The organism is Cyclobacterium lianum, assembly GCF_900143075.1.
GTDB lineage: Bacteria > Bacteroidota > Bacteroidia > Cytophagales > Cyclobacteriaceae > Cyclobacterium > Cyclobacterium lianum.
On record NZ_FRCY01000018.1, the window covers coordinates 17,336 to 32,607 of the forward strand.

The 15,272-nt window shown below is 45.6% G+C and carries 12 protein-coding genes; 1 reads left to right on the forward strand and 11 read right to left on the reverse strand.

The window, feature by feature from the left end:
• Nucleotides 1–6 precede the first annotated feature (6 nt).
• From BUB19_RS20780 to BUB19_RS20810, 7 genes are all read right to left on the reverse strand, one after another.
• The gene (locus tag BUB19_RS20780; protein WP_073097424.1) at nt 7–2,352 is read right to left on the reverse strand and encodes a GMC family oxidoreductase N-terminal domain-containing protein; all 2,346 of its coding nucleotides are present in this window, start codon (nt 2,350–2,352) and stop codon (nt 7–9) included.
• On the reverse strand, nt 2,318–4,072 hold the full coding sequence (locus BUB19_RS20785; protein WP_073097426.1) for a metallophosphoesterase: 1,755 nt from the start codon (nt 4,070–4,072) through the stop codon (nt 2,318–2,320). Before BUB19_RS20785 ends, BUB19_RS20780 begins: the two co-directional genes overlap by 35 nt.
• Complete coding sequence (locus tag BUB19_RS20790) at nt 4,062–5,504, reverse strand: patatin-like phospholipase family protein (RefSeq protein WP_073097427.1); 1,443 nt, start codon at nt 5,502–5,504, stop codon at nt 4,062–4,064. The genes BUB19_RS20785 and BUB19_RS20790 overlap by 11 nt, the downstream gene beginning before the upstream one ends.
• Nucleotides 5,505–5,571: 67 nt before the next feature.
• Nucleotides 5,572–5,988: a patatin gene (locus tag BUB19_RS20795; protein ID WP_073097429.1), complete on the reverse strand. Its 417-nt coding sequence runs from the start codon at nt 5,986–5,988 to the stop codon at nt 5,572–5,574.
• On the reverse strand, nt 5,981–6,484 hold the full coding sequence (locus BUB19_RS20800) for a hypothetical protein (protein ID WP_073097431.1): 504 nt from the start codon (nt 6,482–6,484) through the stop codon (nt 5,981–5,983). The genes BUB19_RS20795 and BUB19_RS20800 overlap by 8 nt, the downstream gene beginning before the upstream one ends.
• Nucleotides 6,485–6,505: 21 nt before the next feature.
• Nucleotides 6,506–7,390 (reverse strand): acetoacetate decarboxylase family protein, encoded by an 885-nt coding sequence (locus BUB19_RS20805; protein WP_073097432.1) that lies wholly within the window; start codon nt 7,388–7,390, stop codon nt 6,506–6,508.
• Between the two features lie 9 nt (nt 7,391–7,399).
• Nucleotides 7,400–8,413, reverse strand: a complete 1,014-nt coding sequence (locus BUB19_RS20810) for an alpha/beta hydrolase (protein WP_073097434.1) — start codon at nt 8,411–8,413, stop codon at nt 7,400–7,402.
• Between the two features lie 152 nt (nt 8,414–8,565).
• Here BUB19_RS20810 and BUB19_RS20815 point away from each other — a divergent pair, with 152 nt between their 5' ends.
• Nucleotides 8,566–9,042, forward strand: coding sequence for a YybH family protein (locus BUB19_RS20815; protein ID WP_073097436.1), 477 nt, complete (start codon nt 8,566–8,568; stop codon nt 9,040–9,042).
• A gap of 25 nt (nt 9,043–9,067) precedes the next feature.
• On the opposite strand, the gene priA is transcribed toward BUB19_RS20815, so the two are convergent.
• The 4 genes from priA to rplI all read right to left on the reverse strand — a co-directional run bounded on the left by priA (nt 9,068) and on the right by rplI (nt 15,268).
• Entirely contained in the window at nt 9,068–11,584 is a 2,517-nt protein-coding gene (gene priA, locus BUB19_RS20820) for a replication restart helicase PriA (RefSeq protein ID WP_073097438.1), read from the reverse strand.
• Nucleotides 11,585–11,603: 19 nt separating this feature from the next.
• Nucleotides 11,604–13,622: a thioredoxin domain-containing protein gene (locus BUB19_RS20825; RefSeq protein ID WP_073097440.1), complete on the reverse strand. Its 2,019-nt coding sequence runs from the start codon at nt 13,620–13,622 to the stop codon at nt 11,604–11,606.
• Nucleotides 13,600–14,640 carry a GSCFA domain-containing protein gene (locus BUB19_RS20830; protein ID WP_073097441.1) on the reverse strand — a complete coding sequence of 347 codons (1,041 nt, stop codon included), beginning with the start codon at nt 14,638–14,640 and terminating at the stop codon, nt 13,600–13,602. The genes BUB19_RS20825 and BUB19_RS20830 overlap by 23 nt, the downstream gene beginning before the upstream one ends.
• Nucleotides 14,641–14,824: 184 nt before the next feature.
• Entirely contained in the window at nt 14,825–15,268 is a 444-nt protein-coding gene (gene rplI / locus BUB19_RS20835) for a 50S ribosomal protein L9 (protein WP_073097443.1), read from the reverse strand.
• Between the last annotated feature and the right edge of the window lie 4 nt (nt 15,269–15,272).

Consider the following 15,272-nt stretch of genomic DNA (forward strand, 5'->3'; position numbering starts at 1 on the left):
AATTCGTTATTTGAAGCTGAAATAGGTTTCATACACATTACCTGCGAAGAATTTGCCGAATGTAGCGATAGCTGATAGACCATCGTTTTTACTTTGAGGATGAATGGCCTTTACTGTTCTCAATTGACGCAACAAATCGGCTACCTTGATGACCAGCATACCTTTTCCCAGCAATTGTCCCTTTGCGGAATTTCCCTCATAAAGGGAAATAAAGAGCGTAGTCGTATCCTTCCAGGCATCTACAATATTGTCATTGGCTACTTCCTTAAACCCTTCAAAGAAATAGGGTTTACCGTCTGCACTTGTCAAATGGGCGGTGTAGTTCATTCTCTTTCCGGAATCGTTTTTCGGGTCTGCCACAAAAAGATTGAATATTCCGTTGGAAGCTGTGAGCGGCATTTCGGAAATCGAAGGGACCACCATCGTCCCTATCATTTTCCCCGGATGATTTTCCAGCTTCACAAATTCCTGAATATCCTCAGTCTGAATGGTCAGGATGAACTCAAAGGGAGTATTGTCTTTTTTTCCCCTGGCAAAACCAGCTTCGTAATCTGTCGTCTCCCCCATCCCGATAAATCCTTTCATGGACTCGGTAAATTGTACCCCCGTAGCCAGCGGCGAATCATCGCCCGGACTATTTTCTACCTCAGAAAACCCATAATCAAGTTCATAACCCTTTTCTCCTGCAATGAGCTGACAACTCCTTTCAGCCAGTGCGCTTATGGTCAACAATGGATTGGTGCCCACTGGTCTGGGAATGACCGCACCATCCATGACATACAAGCCGTCATGCAGTTGATTGCCTTGCTGTCCTGCAAAAACCTGCCCTTTGTGATCGACCACCCCCTGGGCTGCATCATCTGCCATGCCGCAGCCTCCCAAAGGGTGTACGGTTACCAGATCATAGTTCATCAATTCATTCCAGGTAGGATTCGGTATCTTGGTCCCTCCCAGTGCCTCGGTGGCAGTGAACATTTCGCCGTTTACCTTTTTAAATATTTCCTGTTTTCCTACGCCCTGCCAGTTGATATTCAGCTTGTCGGTCTCATCCATTTTTAAGACACCGTTTCCATCATCATGCGTCATGACCAGATAAATCTGTGTCCGGGCCAATGCACCATGGAAAGGACCCAGAAATATACTGCGCAGCTCCCTCCATTTCTCTTTCAGATAGTCGATTATGCCACGGTCTGTATCTCTACCTGCAAGCCTGGAAAAAGCAAATAGTGCCTTGGGCATGATCGCCCGGATGGGTCCCGGAATAGTTCCTTCCTCAAGGGTCATCCCATCTTCCAGTTTTTCTCTTTCCCGCAGATCGATCACGCTGGTGATGCATGGGCCCACATTGGCGATGCTGTTTGTACCTTTTTTACCCAATCCAATGCCATTGATACGCTGTTCATTGTTGTAGCCAAAACCCAGCACATCCCCATTGCCTGTAAACCGTTCCCCCAGCTTTCCGGAAACCTGCAATCCCAGCTTTGCGGACCTGAGCAGGATTTCGGTGGATCCGAGGGAGCCGGCACTCAAAATGACATTTCTGGCTTGTACAAACATAAGTGGCGCATCAAAATAATCCCTGCCTATGCCTATAGGATGAAAATATACCTGCCAAAAACCCATCTGCTTTTTAACGTAGCGGACATTGATTTCTGTAAAAATCTCTGCTCCATGGTTACGGGCATCGGGCAGATAGTTCATTGCTGTGGTATTCTTTGCCCCAATATTGCAGCCGGTAACACAATCGCCGCAGTTGGTGCATTTGGCCTGGTGAACTCCCACATGGTTGGTTTTGTCCTCGAAATTGACATTGATATCCAAAAGCCGGAAAGGTGCAGCCATGTGGGCAGCAGATTTTCGCATGGCCTCTGTCTTCTTCAGCTTCGGATAGCCGTTTTTATTTTCCGGATAGGGGTTTGGTTTCAGCATTTCCCTGGACCGCTTCAGTCCCGATGAAAACGAATCCGGATCCTCTCTCAGCGCAGCCGGCCATGCGGGATCCTCCATTACCCTTTGTTCCGGCTCGATAGACACATTGGCATTTACCAGAGAGGTACCCCCTAAGCCGCAACCTTTAAAGACGTTGATGCCATTTCCCATTGTGAATTCATACAAGCCATTCTTCTCCAGGTTGACGGACTTCCCTCCTACAAAATTCATTTCCTTCGATGCCTGAAACAAGGTTTGGGGAAATTCCCCCGGTAAAAACTCCCTTCCCTTCTCCAAAAGGCAAACGGACTGACCACTTCTTGCCATTCTGGAGGCTGCAATACTGCCTCCGTAGCCTGAACCTATCACCACATAGTCATAAGATGATTTAATTTCCGTTAAAGGCTTTGCTAATCTTTTCATTTTTTATAAATATTGGGTCTTCGATCAAATCGTATTGTATATGGTCCGAATCAAACCGGGGCTGCTCTTCTGTACCCACATTATTCCACTTGTCCGGGACGCTTTTTAAGCCCACGGGAAAGATGGTGATCCCCTCTCTGTCAATTGATATTCGGAGAAAATTTTTATATCCCTCCCAGCGGTAGGAAGACGAGGCCTCTGTAATGTGATTTTTGAGCACCACCACACAGAATGTCAAATACAGGCCAAAGAGAATGGCACTGACAATACCTCCCAGGATGACCATCTCTCCGGCAAAAAGAAATACCTGTGCAGGCGCATTCAGGTCCAGTCCCAGGTGCAACAGATTGATTCGTGAAAACAGCCAAAAAAGCAGATAGAAGTTGCACAAATGGAGCAAGCCATGCACCAGTCCTGCCAGGTAATTCCAGTTTTTAGCACCGGATTTGACATCGGAAAACAGGACTATACCAATAAACAGCAGCAGGTTTAGAAACAAGGCGCCCGGGTGGTGACTAATCCCCGTAAAGACCGCATGAAAAAACTCATTGGCCTGCCCGTTAAAAATATTTAATTGCCCCATTTTTTCCATCAATGAAATTCCGCTGTCCAGTTTGGTTTGTAAAACCCAGGAGGTGAAAAGGTGATACATGCCGAAGAAAAAAAGCATGGTGAGACTGAAATACGGAAATAGTAAATTCAAGAAGCTCAGGCGCACTGAGGATTCTTTTGATGGAAAAACCTTTTTTAAGTCTGCTTTATCCCCGTTTAAACCAGAAATTTGCTGTTTTAAAGTATGGGTCGGATGCATGAATGCCCCTCCGCCCCCGGCTGTAATCAACTGACATGTACCCTCCGTGCTAGTCTGAGGTTCATATCGGGCATAATGGTGCAGGTCTCCGGTCAAAACAGCCTTTATCTGTATGGTTTTGTTTTTTTCTTCGTATACCTTCTCACCTTTCCCAAACAAAACTCTGTTGATAAAAAACTCCAGCCTGTCGAAGGATTCATTTTTTGTATCAAATGACTTATAGACCCAGGATGGCTCAGAAGTACACAATATGATCTTGCTTTTTTCATTAAAATGCTTTTCCGCAATTTCCTTGAAATAGCATATCTGTGGATAGTCAATATCCGCATTCAACTGTACATCTACTGCTATGACCCAGTAATCATGAGGCAATTTTAACGCAAAATAGGACCTGCTCTGGCGGGTTTGCCAATTGCCAAGCGATCGTTTTTGGGTAAACAACCTCAAAAAATTGGTCAGGCCATCATACCAGTCATGGTTTCCCGGAATGGCAAATAAATCGGGCCGGTCCATATCTCCCTGTTTTTTTGGAAAAGCAGCATGATAGGGTCCCCTGAGCCGGTTATCGTATTCTACCTTTTCCGGCGTGGGATACACTTCATCGCCACCCATGATCAGGATGTCGCCCCTTTTAACCGGTTTACCTCTCAGATGAAGGGAATCTCTGGACAATAGTGCTGCCAGCGCATAGGTGGGATTAAATCCATCACCCAGATCAGAAACAAAATCCACCCAGATCTCCTCCTTTTTTGAATAATCGTAAAATTTATTCTCCCGATCCAATGCGGCCTGCAGTTCTCTCCGGTCTGCAAAGTTTCCAAATACCGCCGATAAAACAGTCTTTACAGCCGTAAACGCCAGTTGTTTCGGGTCATACCAATTGACCATTGGTCTTTTTTCAAACTTCATATTGAATCATTTTTTTTACCATTTTAAATTTAAAGGCCATCCCTCCCCGGAGTCCACTCTGCTTCCTGGCCAAAGCCGTCCATGTACTCCTGAGTCTGGATCCGAAAGATTGATGTAACCTACCCTGCATGGCCACCTCAGGATTTGCTTCATTTTTAGGGTGTAAAATAATATCTGAAGCTTTGAAGTCCAATCCGGCAAACCAATACCAGGGACCTTTGCAGAAAAATTTCGACGTTAGCAGCCATTCCCTGCCGTCAATATGCAGCGTGGTTGTCACTTCAAGCAAGTTAACCGACTCCCTAGTTGTTATTTTTACTCCATGTTTGCCGCCCTGAAACTCCCGTTGGTATTGGTCTAAATACAAACTGGAAAATACATCCAGGCGATCCCTGTCTTCCAGGGAAGAAAATCGCAAAAGTACATGGTACCTTACCTCACCGGATATTTTCTCAAATTCCAGATTGCCGGTATACTGAAGCCTCAGACACAGGTAATCTCCGGCATCCGGCGTCTTGGTAGCATGGAAATCTGGCTTTACAGCCTCGGATTGTTGTTTAAGAAAATAATTTTTTGCATCCTGATAGCCCATATTTATCAAATCACGGCTGGTGATTTTTCCAAAAAACAGCTCAGGATCCAGCGGCAGCGGAAAGTCTGGCTTGATGATATGAATTTTTATCGTCTTTCGCTGACCATAGGGGCTATCATCGTGCGCTATAGCCCTATTTATCAGTTGAATCTGCTGAAATTCCTCCCAGAGTGCCCCATTGGCGCTCATTTCTATCGAATGCACATACTGGTGCAAGGCACCATTTAAATAGCTTGGATAATTGCCTATTGCCCAAACCAGCCAGATTTCTTCAGCACCCCGCCTGACCGCCTCCATGAGATTTGCATCTTTGATCCAGACCGCATCTATGTACCAGTCCGCTCCTACCTTCAATGCCGGCATGAGTATGGGCAGAGAAACACCTGCCAGCAAATGCCGCTCATCTATTTCTCTGGCTGAAATGGCCTGCACGGTCTTGTTTGTAAAGTTGCAAAGGGAAAAGGTAACCGGCAAATCCAATTGATGCATGGTATTCACATTTACCCCAAAATGCGGCAATACCTTCCGCCGGATGCTATCCGCATCACCAAGCCCTTTCAATTTCCAGGGGGTGAAATATTCTTTCAGATTGGCCAGGGAAGCAAAATATTTTACAGGCAAACTTTTCCAGACATCCATCATGTGCACCGTTCCATGGCCGGAAGCCAGCATGGCCGCATTAAAAATACCCCCGGAGGTGCCATCCACATGGGCAAACCGCAGTCCCTCCTCTTCCATGGCCTTAAGGATTCCTGCCTGGTAAGCTACCCGCATGCCTCCCCCTGCCAAAACCAGGGCAGCACGGTTTCCGGCTTCCGAATCTTTATGTTCGATCAGCATAAAAGCAGGATCTGAATTGAAGATACGCTTCCGTAGGCATCACCTTGTTGCCGGATACGATCAATGTTTAACTTTCCCATGAGCCCAACACTTTTAGGTACATCAAAAACACTATCCCCGAGAAAAGGTCGAATATTGCGACGGACATGGCAAGTATGGAAAACAAGCCCTGAAATACACCCAGGGAGACAGCGATAAAGGCCCCGAATTTTTGTAAGGCTGTCCAGAGCATCACCTGCTTATTGGTAACAGCACTGTATACCGCATGCAATACCATCCCGCCAAATAAGGCCATGAACATCCCGACGATGGCAAAAAAATGGGCAGATTCAGGTGTAGGGACGGACTTGCCTATCAGGTCCAAAACTGTGGTCGGAGATATCAGTTGGACCAGGCCGGAGATCAGGGTGATAAAAGCGATTAGTACCACCAGCAACTCCACGTATCTGGGAGAAATGCCGAAAATATTTTTCTGATCAGTCATGACTTTGAGCTTGGTATTTTGGTTTGGCCTTGGCGATGAAAAAATACATGGTAATGCCCCACATGATGGTCAAAATGATCCACCTGATGTCGTTAAGCCACATCCATTCCTGTAAGAGCTCCTGCAGGATAACTTCATCGGTTACCCCTGCTTTAAACTGGTTGTTTATGTCTTCTATGTATCTTTGCTGGACAATCACGGGTATCAGCAGTCCGGGTATCCAGGATAGCGGAACCCAGCGCAAACCCGTCTTCCACTCTGTAATGAGCATGATAAGCAATGCCACCGACATGATGGGAATGGTGATGAAGAAAAACTTCGTAGCCAGATCGGTTTGTGGGATAATGGCGTCGTAGTAATTGTCCAGGTTGAGGGTTTTGGGGTAATTGGGAAACCAAAAAAAGTGAAGTGACCAAAACATACCCAGATATATCGAGGCACAGAAAAAAATATAGGCATTGTTGATATCAAGTAAGGTTTTCTTTATTGGATTCATGGCTCATTGAAGATTTTATGGTCAAATGCGGTACTTGTGGTAATCGGTTATGGAAGGCGGGGCTAACCAGTCTTCTCCGTAACCCAGCGGGTAGACACTTTCCAAACCCTCGGGCATAACAGAGGGTAGCGAATCGTAGGTCATAAACCAGCATTGAAAATGATCATCCAGGATTCCATTCGTTTTTGGCATGAACGTCGTAAAAAAGGGGTCCGGGTTGATTTGTATCTCTCTCAATTGTGCCACATTGGGATGATCTCCAATGAAAAGTTTGCCCCTGGCTTTGCCAAATAAGTTGATTCCCGCCTTGCTTTCAAAATAAATGTAAGATGCCATCAGCATATTCCTGAAACGACAGTAATTGGTTGCACCTACCTTCAACCGAATCGATGGAGATCTTGGTTTTTCAATTTCAATCCGGAAGGCAAATTGCCCATCTTTTTCGTACTGGCTGCTGACAGTTTCCGGGGTTTCATTGAAATCCAGGTTGGCCTGGTGCTTGGGCATTCCCCATATCCCCTTTCCGCCCTTTACTGAAATTTCGCTGCTGACAGGCAAATCCAGAATGTATTGCCCTGTGCCATAATGGCCCAACAACAGCGCATTTAGCAACCTGGGCGCAGGCTTTGATCCATGGGTACATGCAATAGCAATACTGTATTCGATGTACCTGCCGATACTGGTATGCAGGTAATTGATCACCGTGATCAGAAGTGCTGCCCGGCCATTCGGCAATTTCATGGCATGTATCTCATTTCCCGGCAACAATGCATTGGCTTTTTCCCAGTCGCAGGAAAAACCTGCCATCAAAGCAGGAGAATCGGAAGAACTTACAGGCAATTGGTACGGAATACCGTCTACCAGTGCATGTCTTCCGGAATATCGCTTGATTCTTTTGGGAGGCATAATGACAATTTAACCCTTATCCAATTCACTAATCATTTTAGGAAACACATCTACATGTGCATTTTTACCGAAGAAAACGTCCAGATGGCTGTAGCCATCCAGCAGGTACAAGCTGTGAAACCCCGGTTTGAACCGGTCGAGGTATTGAAAGGTTTTTTCCTGGCTCTCAGGAAGGAAACATTTGTTTTTCCTACCTCCAAACAACACAAACCTGGCCGCTGTCTTTGGCGGCTCGGAGACATAGTCTGATCCGTCATCATTCAATTTTTTCAGGGCACCGTGATGAATGCATTCTTTTATATGTCTGAAAAAAGAGAGTGGTACATGTGCAAATTCATACTGTATCCAGGATTTTGTTTTTTCGTCCAGATTTTCCAATTCCCAAAGTGCGGGAAATCCGGAGCCGTAGGTAAAGCTCACCATCTTTCCTACCCTGGTATCCTTCTCCCAATGCGTGGCTCTTACAAAATTCAGGATAACCTTTGATTTCAAATCGGGTGGATACAGACCCCATTGAGGATCAAGGTAGGTGAAAAATTTGCTGACTACAGGCATCAGCACATCTAATTTAAACCTGGAGAAAAGGGGGACCACCGGGTGCAGGGAGACGGCATTGCTAATGATCAGGTTAACCTCCGGCAGCAAACCCATTACAGCAGAGATCATAAAGCTGGTACTTCCCTGGCAGTGAATGATGGCCTTGATTTCCTTAGTGCCGGTGATTTCGACGATCTTCTGTACGGCAGCCGGATGATCGTTTCGGGCCACCTGATCCAGATCCCATTCATTGGGCTCCAGGTGTATGCTTCCCCTCCAGTTTTCCAGCCACACATCATAGCCTGCGGAAGCGAGCTGCCTGATAATATTGTTTTCTGAGGGTGGGTTGAAAATATTACTGCTTACACCTGCCCCGTGAACCAATAGGACGGGCCCTTTCGTAGCACTATCTGATTTAAGCCGCCTCAAGTCACACTTAAAACCATCTAAAGCTTCAAATTCTATGGTCTCGAAATATTGATTCATTACAAATATTTTTATAACTGTTAATTTAACAAAATATCATAAATAATAAATACAATAAAAACAGTATTTTCAATATTTTTCCCGGCCGTCCCTGGAAAAAATTTTCTGCGGGCCTCAAAAAACATATCTTTGCATAGCAAAACGACTGATGCATGAAAAATCTACTTCCTTTCGGTACACTCCTGCTGCTGGTAATGGCAGGCGTTTTTCTTTCTTTCAAGACAGATCTGGCAGGCCGGGATCAGCAGGAAGATATCAAAGCCATCGAAAATATGAGCAAAGCACGGGCGGAAGCTTTCAATGCCGGTGATGCCTCAGCTATTGCGGTTCATTTTACGGATGGAGCCTTTCTGATGGCGCCGGGAACCGGAAAAAAAATTGGGCCCAAAGCTGTAGAGGCCTACTACCAGCAAATTTTTGATACCTATCATACGGCACTGGAAAGCGGATATGAGGAGGTAAAAGTGGACGGCGACCTGGCTTTCGGAAGAGGATTTGCGAAAGTAACCCTGATCGATAAAGCGAGTGGCGACACCATCCGGGGCAGTTCCAAATACCTGAATATTCTGGAGCGGCAACCCGATGGGAGCTGGAAAACCACCCACGATATCTGGAATGACAACGAATAGAAACGGCAGTGGGGAGTATTGATTTTCAATAGGGATCCACGTCCACCAAAAACCGGACTGCGCGAAATCTTTTGTCTGCCTGAAGTTCAGCTATTCGTCCCATTAATTGTTGTTTAAAAAACTGCTGCACATTTCCTGAGCGATCGAGTTTGATCCATATTTCGAACAAATACAGATTTTTTATTTTACCGATAATCGATTTCTCGGGACCCAGTACGATCTTCTTGGCCGGTATGTCGGTAAGCAGATTTTTTAATTTCTTTGCTGCAATTTCGGACGTCTTAAAGTCCTTATGTTTGACAACAATTTTAATGTTTTTGACAAAAGGGGGGTAAAAAAACTGTTTTCTTTCTGCCATTTCGAGGCGGTAGAAATCTGCATAATCGCCCGATATGATCTGCTTGAAGATCAACTGATCCGGCCTTCTGGTCTGTATGATCACCTCACCGATCTTATCCCGCCTGCCAGCGCGACCCGCCACCTGTGTAATTTGCTGAAAAGCCCGCTCTCCCGCTCTGAAATCCGGATAAAAAAGAATCCGATCCGCATCGACAATGCCGACAAGAGACACCTTATCAAAATCCAGACCCTTCGTAATCATTTGGGTGCCGACAAGAATATCCACATTTCCGGCGCCGAAATTATCCAGGATCCTCTGGTATCCATATTTACTACGTGTAGTATCCAGGTCCATCCTGGCGATCCTCGCTTCGGGAAACAAAAGGCTCAGGCTTTCCTCAATCCGCTCGGTACCAGTGCCAATAGTAGTGATTTTCTGACTGCCACATGCCTGGCAGGACACAGGTACTTTTTCTTTAAACCCGCAGTAATGGCACCGCAACTCTTCCTGGTATTGGTGGTAAGTCAGGCTTACGTCGCAATGTTCGCATTGCGGTATCCAACCACACTCGTCGCAAGACAGGTAAGGCGCATATCCCCTTCTATTCTGAAATATAAGTACCTGCTCCTGCCGGTTCAGTGTTTCCTGAATTTTCTCCCGCATTAACCTCGTAAAATCCAGCTTCAAGAGGTTTTTCTTCTTGTCCTGAAGTATATCGGCAAGGCGAAAATGGGGGAGCTCCGCATTTCCGTAACGCTGATCAAGCTTTACAAATCCATATTTTCCATTCTGGGCGTTGAAATAGGATTCGAAAGCAGGCGTAGCCGTCCCCAGCAGGGTTTTGGCCTGATGCATCCAGGACAACATGATCGCAGCATCCCTGGCATGAAAACGGGGGGCAGGATCATACTGCTTGTAGGAACTTTCGTGTTCCTCATCTACAATGACGAGCCCCAGACTATCGAAGGGTAGGAAAACCGAGGATCTTACGCCAATGATAAAATTATACCTTCCCTTCAGCACTCCCTGCCACACTTCCACTCTTTCGTTATCCGAATACTTGGAATGGAAAACCCCCATTTTATCACCAAAAATTTGCTGCATGCGGTTGACCAGGTGGGTAGTAAGGGCTATCTCCGGCAACAGCATCAATACCTGCGAGCCGCTTTGCAGTACCTCCCTGATCAATTGCGCGTAAATCTCCGTTTTTCCCGACCCGGTGATTCCCTGCAACAACACGGTGTTTTTTTCTTCAAAATGCCTGTGAATATCCTCCAGAGCCGCTGCCTGGGGCGGCGATAGTGTAAACTCCCGTTCCGTCATCGGCACAGAATCAAAACGACTGATCAGTACTTTAAAAGCGTCCAAAACCCCCTTTTTGATCAACGTGTCAATTGAACTGGCCGAGCAACCCTGGTCTGTCAGTACTTTTTTGGGAAGGCCTTCGGTATTTTTCCCACTGTCACGAAATACGTCAACCTGCTGCAAATATTTCAGCAATACTGCTTCCTGCTTTTCTTTTCCCTTTAGTGCTTCAAAAAGACTTTGGAGCAAACTATCCTCTCCGGTATATTTGGACGCCAGCCTTACACGCTGCTCGGTTTTGGGACTGTATTTCTCTTTTACAGATTCATACACGAGAATGGCACCCTTCCCAAGCAGGCTTTTGATGATCTTATGGCTGGTTTTTCCCGGTAGGAGCTGGTCAAATTGCTCCACATTCATTTCCTCATTTTTCCCCAGAGTTTCCAGAAGCAACAACTCCCTCTCGTCCATGGGAAAGCCCGGATTATCAAAATCAAAATCGGGATGAAGCTGTACCCTGCTTTCGGTAGACAATTTCAAACCACTCGGCAGAGCGGCATTCATTACTTCGCCCATATGGCAGCAATAATAGGAAGCCATCCAACTCCAGAATTTTATTTGCAGGGCATTTACCACCGGGAAATCATCCAACAAATCCAGGATAGGCTTGGCCTGGTATACTTCCGGCGCTTTTTGATGTACCTTTGCTACTATGCCGGTCAATATCTTTTTCTTACCAAACTGAACCATGACCCGATAACCAATCCCTATATGATCCTGAATGTCCGGTCCTACGCTATAAGTAAACCAGCGCGGAATGGGCACCGGCAGTATGATATCTGCAAAAAGATTTTTCGACGCTGTCGCAGGGTATTGGTCGGCAAAAAGATCTTCCAAGATGAAACGATTTAATGGCTCAGGAAAGGTAAGGTAATTGGCTAAGGGCTTCAGACAGGGCTTCCACTGGCCGTTTGCAGGATTTGTCAAAACACACGTAGAAGAGGTCTTTATCCAGCGGCTTGTCCTGCAGGAGTGGCAATTCAGATAGTTGCTCTGCTACTGAAATGATCCTGTTCGGCCGGTAGGTTCTCAGGAATGCCAAAGCATTCTTTGTTGCATCAGGACCTGCTACAGCGACTTCCGCGGTAGGAATGGCCCTTTCCAGATAGAAATTGGCCCAATTGGCCAGAAAGGATGGCTCTTTGTGAACCAAATCCTTTACAAGTTGCAACATCTTTTCGGCCTGGTTCAGGTAATTTTCTTTGTAAAAATACAGTCCCAGGCGGTGTAAATTTCTGGCCATTACAGAATTGGAAGCCGGTACCACGTTGTCAAACACTTCCTTTTTGTCGGCAATTAATTTTTCCCGGGATGGATCGTTGAAATAAAACAAGCTATCAGACGCATCCAGAAAACGGTCCATTACCCTTTCGGTCAGTTGATCTGCCCTGAAAAGCCAGCTGGCCTCGAAAGTAACGCTGTACAGTGATATAAAAGCGTTGATCAGTGATGCGTAATCTTCGAGAAAAGCAGAGGTATAGGCCTCGCCGGCTTTGAAGTTTCTGAACAACTCCCCCTCGCGAACCATATGATTCCAGATGAATCGGCCTGCCGCCAGTGCCATTTCTTTGTAGTGCTTATCACCGGTGGCCAGATAAGCCTGGCACAGGCCGTCGATGGCCCAGCCGTTCCAACCGCTTATGATCTTATCATCCAGCCCTGGCCGCTGTCGCTGCCCTCTCCTGGCGAGCAGCGCAGCTTTAGTCTCCTTTAGCCTGGCTAAAAAAGCATCCACCGACATGTTCAATTCTTTGGCAATATCGCTATAATCTTTCTGCTGGAAGAGGATATTTTCTCCCGACTCCCAATTGCCTTCCGGTTTGATGTTGTATAGCTGCGCAAACCAGGAAAAATCTCCCTTTAATTCATCCGCAAGTTCCTCAGAGGTCCAGGTGTAAAACTTACCTTCCCTACCCTCGCTATCGGCGTCCAAAGCAGCATAAAAAGCCCCCGAATCATCCCGCATCTCATTTTCGAGCCAGGAAATGGTTTCACTGACCTTTTCGCGGAAAAAGGGATTCTGGCTGTATTGAAACGCTTTGGAATACAGGCTAAGTAGCTGACCATTGTCATATAGCATCTTTTCAAAATGGGGGGCAAACCATTCTCCGTCTACACTGTACCGGCAAAAGCCACCACCCAGTTGGTCGTAAATGCCGCCTTTACCTATCTTTTCAAGCGTAAAGCAAACCTTATCGCCAAGATCCTGCTGCCTGCTGGCTATGGACATGTCCATCAGAAAATTCCAGATCGCGGGCATGGGAAATTTGGGTACCCGGTTCATACCACCCCATTGCGGATCAAATCCCTCCATCAGTTTATCGGCAATATCGATTAGCTCTTTGGCATTAAAAGGCGAATTGCTTTCCCGGAGACCGTATTTTTCTACCAATGATCGGTTTATGCTGTTGCCAAATCCTATTGCACTCTGCTTTAGCTCGTTATACTGATGTTTGAAGGCATTCGCAATTCCGGACAATACTTTCACCCATTGCTCTTTTGGAAAGTAGGTTCCCCCGTAAAATGGTTTTTGGTCGGGCATCAAAAAAACATTCAATGGCCATCCTCCTTGCAGGCCCATCACCTGAATCGCCTCCATATAAATATTATCGAGGTCCGGACGTTCTTCACGGTCAATTTTTATGCAGACAAAAGATTCATTCATCATATTCGCCACATCCTGGTCTTCGAAGCATTCTCTTTCCATGACATGGCACCAATGGCAGGCGGAATACCCGATACTTACCAGCATGGGTTTGTGTTCGGTTCTGGCTTTTTGCAGGGCATCCTCAGACCATGGGTACCAATTCACCGGATTGTAGGCGTGTTGCAATAAGTAGAGGCTCTTGCTATCAACTAATCTGTTTGCTTTCATTTCCTGGATTTAATTTTTGGTGCTGCAGGTAGGCTTCTATCTGCTGTAATTGTGCAAGGATACCATTTCGTTCCTCAGAAAAATTCAATTCGGAAGGCATCTGATCGATCTTTTGAAGCAGATGGTTTAAAAAATGAAAATGAGCTTCGGATAAAGGGTCGAAGGGACGGTGATTTAAGTTTTTTCGAACCTGATCCAGGTCACTTAAAATGTCCAAAGTATGTTGCTCAAAAAACGTTGCCCTAAATTTTTCCCAGATGTAGTTCTCAGCAGTGGCATTGGGATGTATCAAATCATCTTTATAAAAGCGGTAATCCCTCAGGTCATCCATTTGAAGTTCGTAGGCCGGAAAATAATATATATCCTCATACCTTTTCACTACCTCATCGCAAAACAACCTGAGCAGGGATTTGCTCACCTGGTTTTGCGGAATACCATCTTTCACATGCCGCACAGGACTTACCGTCAGCACAATCCTGATATCGGGATTACATTTTTTTAACGGGCGATAGCAGTTATCAAACGCTGCAAGTATTTGGTCCAGACTCAGTCGTTCTTTTTGAAATTGTTTGGAGGGCTGCTTGTGGCAATTGGCAACAATCCTGCCAGTACTAAGATGGCGGAAGACGAATGCAGTACCCAGCGTGATCATTAGCTGGCTACACTTACTGAACATTTGATACACTTCTTGCAGTCTTCTCTGAATCAGGTCCTCCAGATCCTCCCTGCTGCGGGCATGGATACGAGAGTGAAACTGAAAATGATAATTCCTGCCATGTCTGCTCAGATAAAGGTTCGTTTCCGGTTTTTGCAGTCGCAACGACAGCGAAAGCAATTCAAAAATAGATATGGGATTGTAAATTATCCCAAAAGGATTTACCAATACGGGAAATTTACTTTGTGTCAATTTTTCACCTATCACTTCGGAAAAACAAGAGCCCATGGTAATGAGCCGATCCGAATGCCTGATGGGATGCGGACTGGGATCGATCGAAAATTCAGTTCTGAAACTTTTCATTTTTCCTTAAATTAATAGCAAATTAAAAAAAGACACGGAGGAAGAAAAGTCTGCAGAGTATAAAGTAAACCGGCTCAGGCGGGACCACCAGCCAAAGGACAAAATTGAGGTCCTATGCAGCTATAAATTAAAAAAAGCCAGGACAAGCCTGGCTTTTTTAATTCATTAAACTGATGGGGTTGACCTATTCGGCTACTACCTGAAATTTGACATTGGTTTTTACTTCTCTGTGCAAATCTACTTCAGCTTCATATTCACCTGCTGTCGATACCGGCTGGTTAATTGAAATTTTCTTTCTGTCTATATCAATACCTTTTTCTGCCAGTGCGTCAGAAAGCTGCAAGGTGGTAACTTTTCCGAAAATCTTACCTGAATCACCAATTTTTGCCTTGATTTCAAGGGTAATGTTTTCCAGTTTCTCAGCGACTCCCTGAGCTTCAGTTTTTATTTTCTCCGCCTTGTGCGCTGCCTGTTTGATGTTCTCATCCAATATTTTCTTATTGGAAGAAGTAGCTAAAACTGCAAATCCCTGCGGAATGAGGTAATTCCGGCCATAACCGGGCTTGACGTCCACCAGGTCATTCTTATAGCCAAGTCCTTTTATATCTGTTTTTAAGATGACTTCCATTATT

Bases quoted from the DNA above. Each gene is read 5' to 3' on its own strand.
- BUB19_RS20780 (WP_073097424.1), bottom strand. From the start codon at position 2,352: ATGAAAAGATTAGCAAAGCCTTTAACGGAAATTAAATCATCTTATGAC.
- BUB19_RS20785 (WP_073097426.1), bottom strand. From the start codon at position 4,072: ATGAAGTTTGAAAAAAGACCAATGGTCAATTGGTATGACCCGAAACAA.
- BUB19_RS20790 (WP_073097427.1), bottom strand. From the start codon at position 5,504: ATGCTGATCGAACATAAAGATTCGGAAGCCGGAAACCGTGCTGCCCTG.
- BUB19_RS20795 (WP_073097429.1), bottom strand. From the start codon at position 5,988: ATGACTGATCAGAAAAATATTTTCGGCATTTCTCCCAGATACGTGGAG.
- BUB19_RS20800 (WP_073097431.1), bottom strand. From the start codon at position 6,484: ATGAATCCAATAAAGAAAACCTTACTTGATATCAACAATGCCTATATT.
- BUB19_RS20805 (WP_073097432.1), bottom strand. From the start codon at position 7,390: ATGCCTCCCAAAAGAATCAAGCGATATTCCGGAAGACATGCACTGGTA.
- BUB19_RS20810 (WP_073097434.1), bottom strand. From the start codon at position 8,413: ATGAATCAATATTTCGAGACCATAGAATTTGAAGCTTTAGATGGTTTT.
- BUB19_RS20815 (WP_073097436.1), top strand. From the start codon at position 8,566: ATGAAAAATCTACTTCCTTTCGGTACACTCCTGCTGCTGGTAATGGCA.
- BUB19_RS20825 (WP_073097440.1), bottom strand. From the start codon at position 13,622: ATGAAAGCAAACAGATTAGTTGATAGCAAGAGCCTCTACTTATTGCAA.
- BUB19_RS20830 (WP_073097441.1), bottom strand. From the start codon at position 14,640: ATGAAAAGTTTCAGAACTGAATTTTCGATCGATCCCAGTCCGCATCCC.
- rplI (WP_073097443.1), bottom strand. From the start codon at position 15,268: ATGGAAGTCATCTTAAAAACAGATATAAAAGGACTTGGCTATAAGAAT.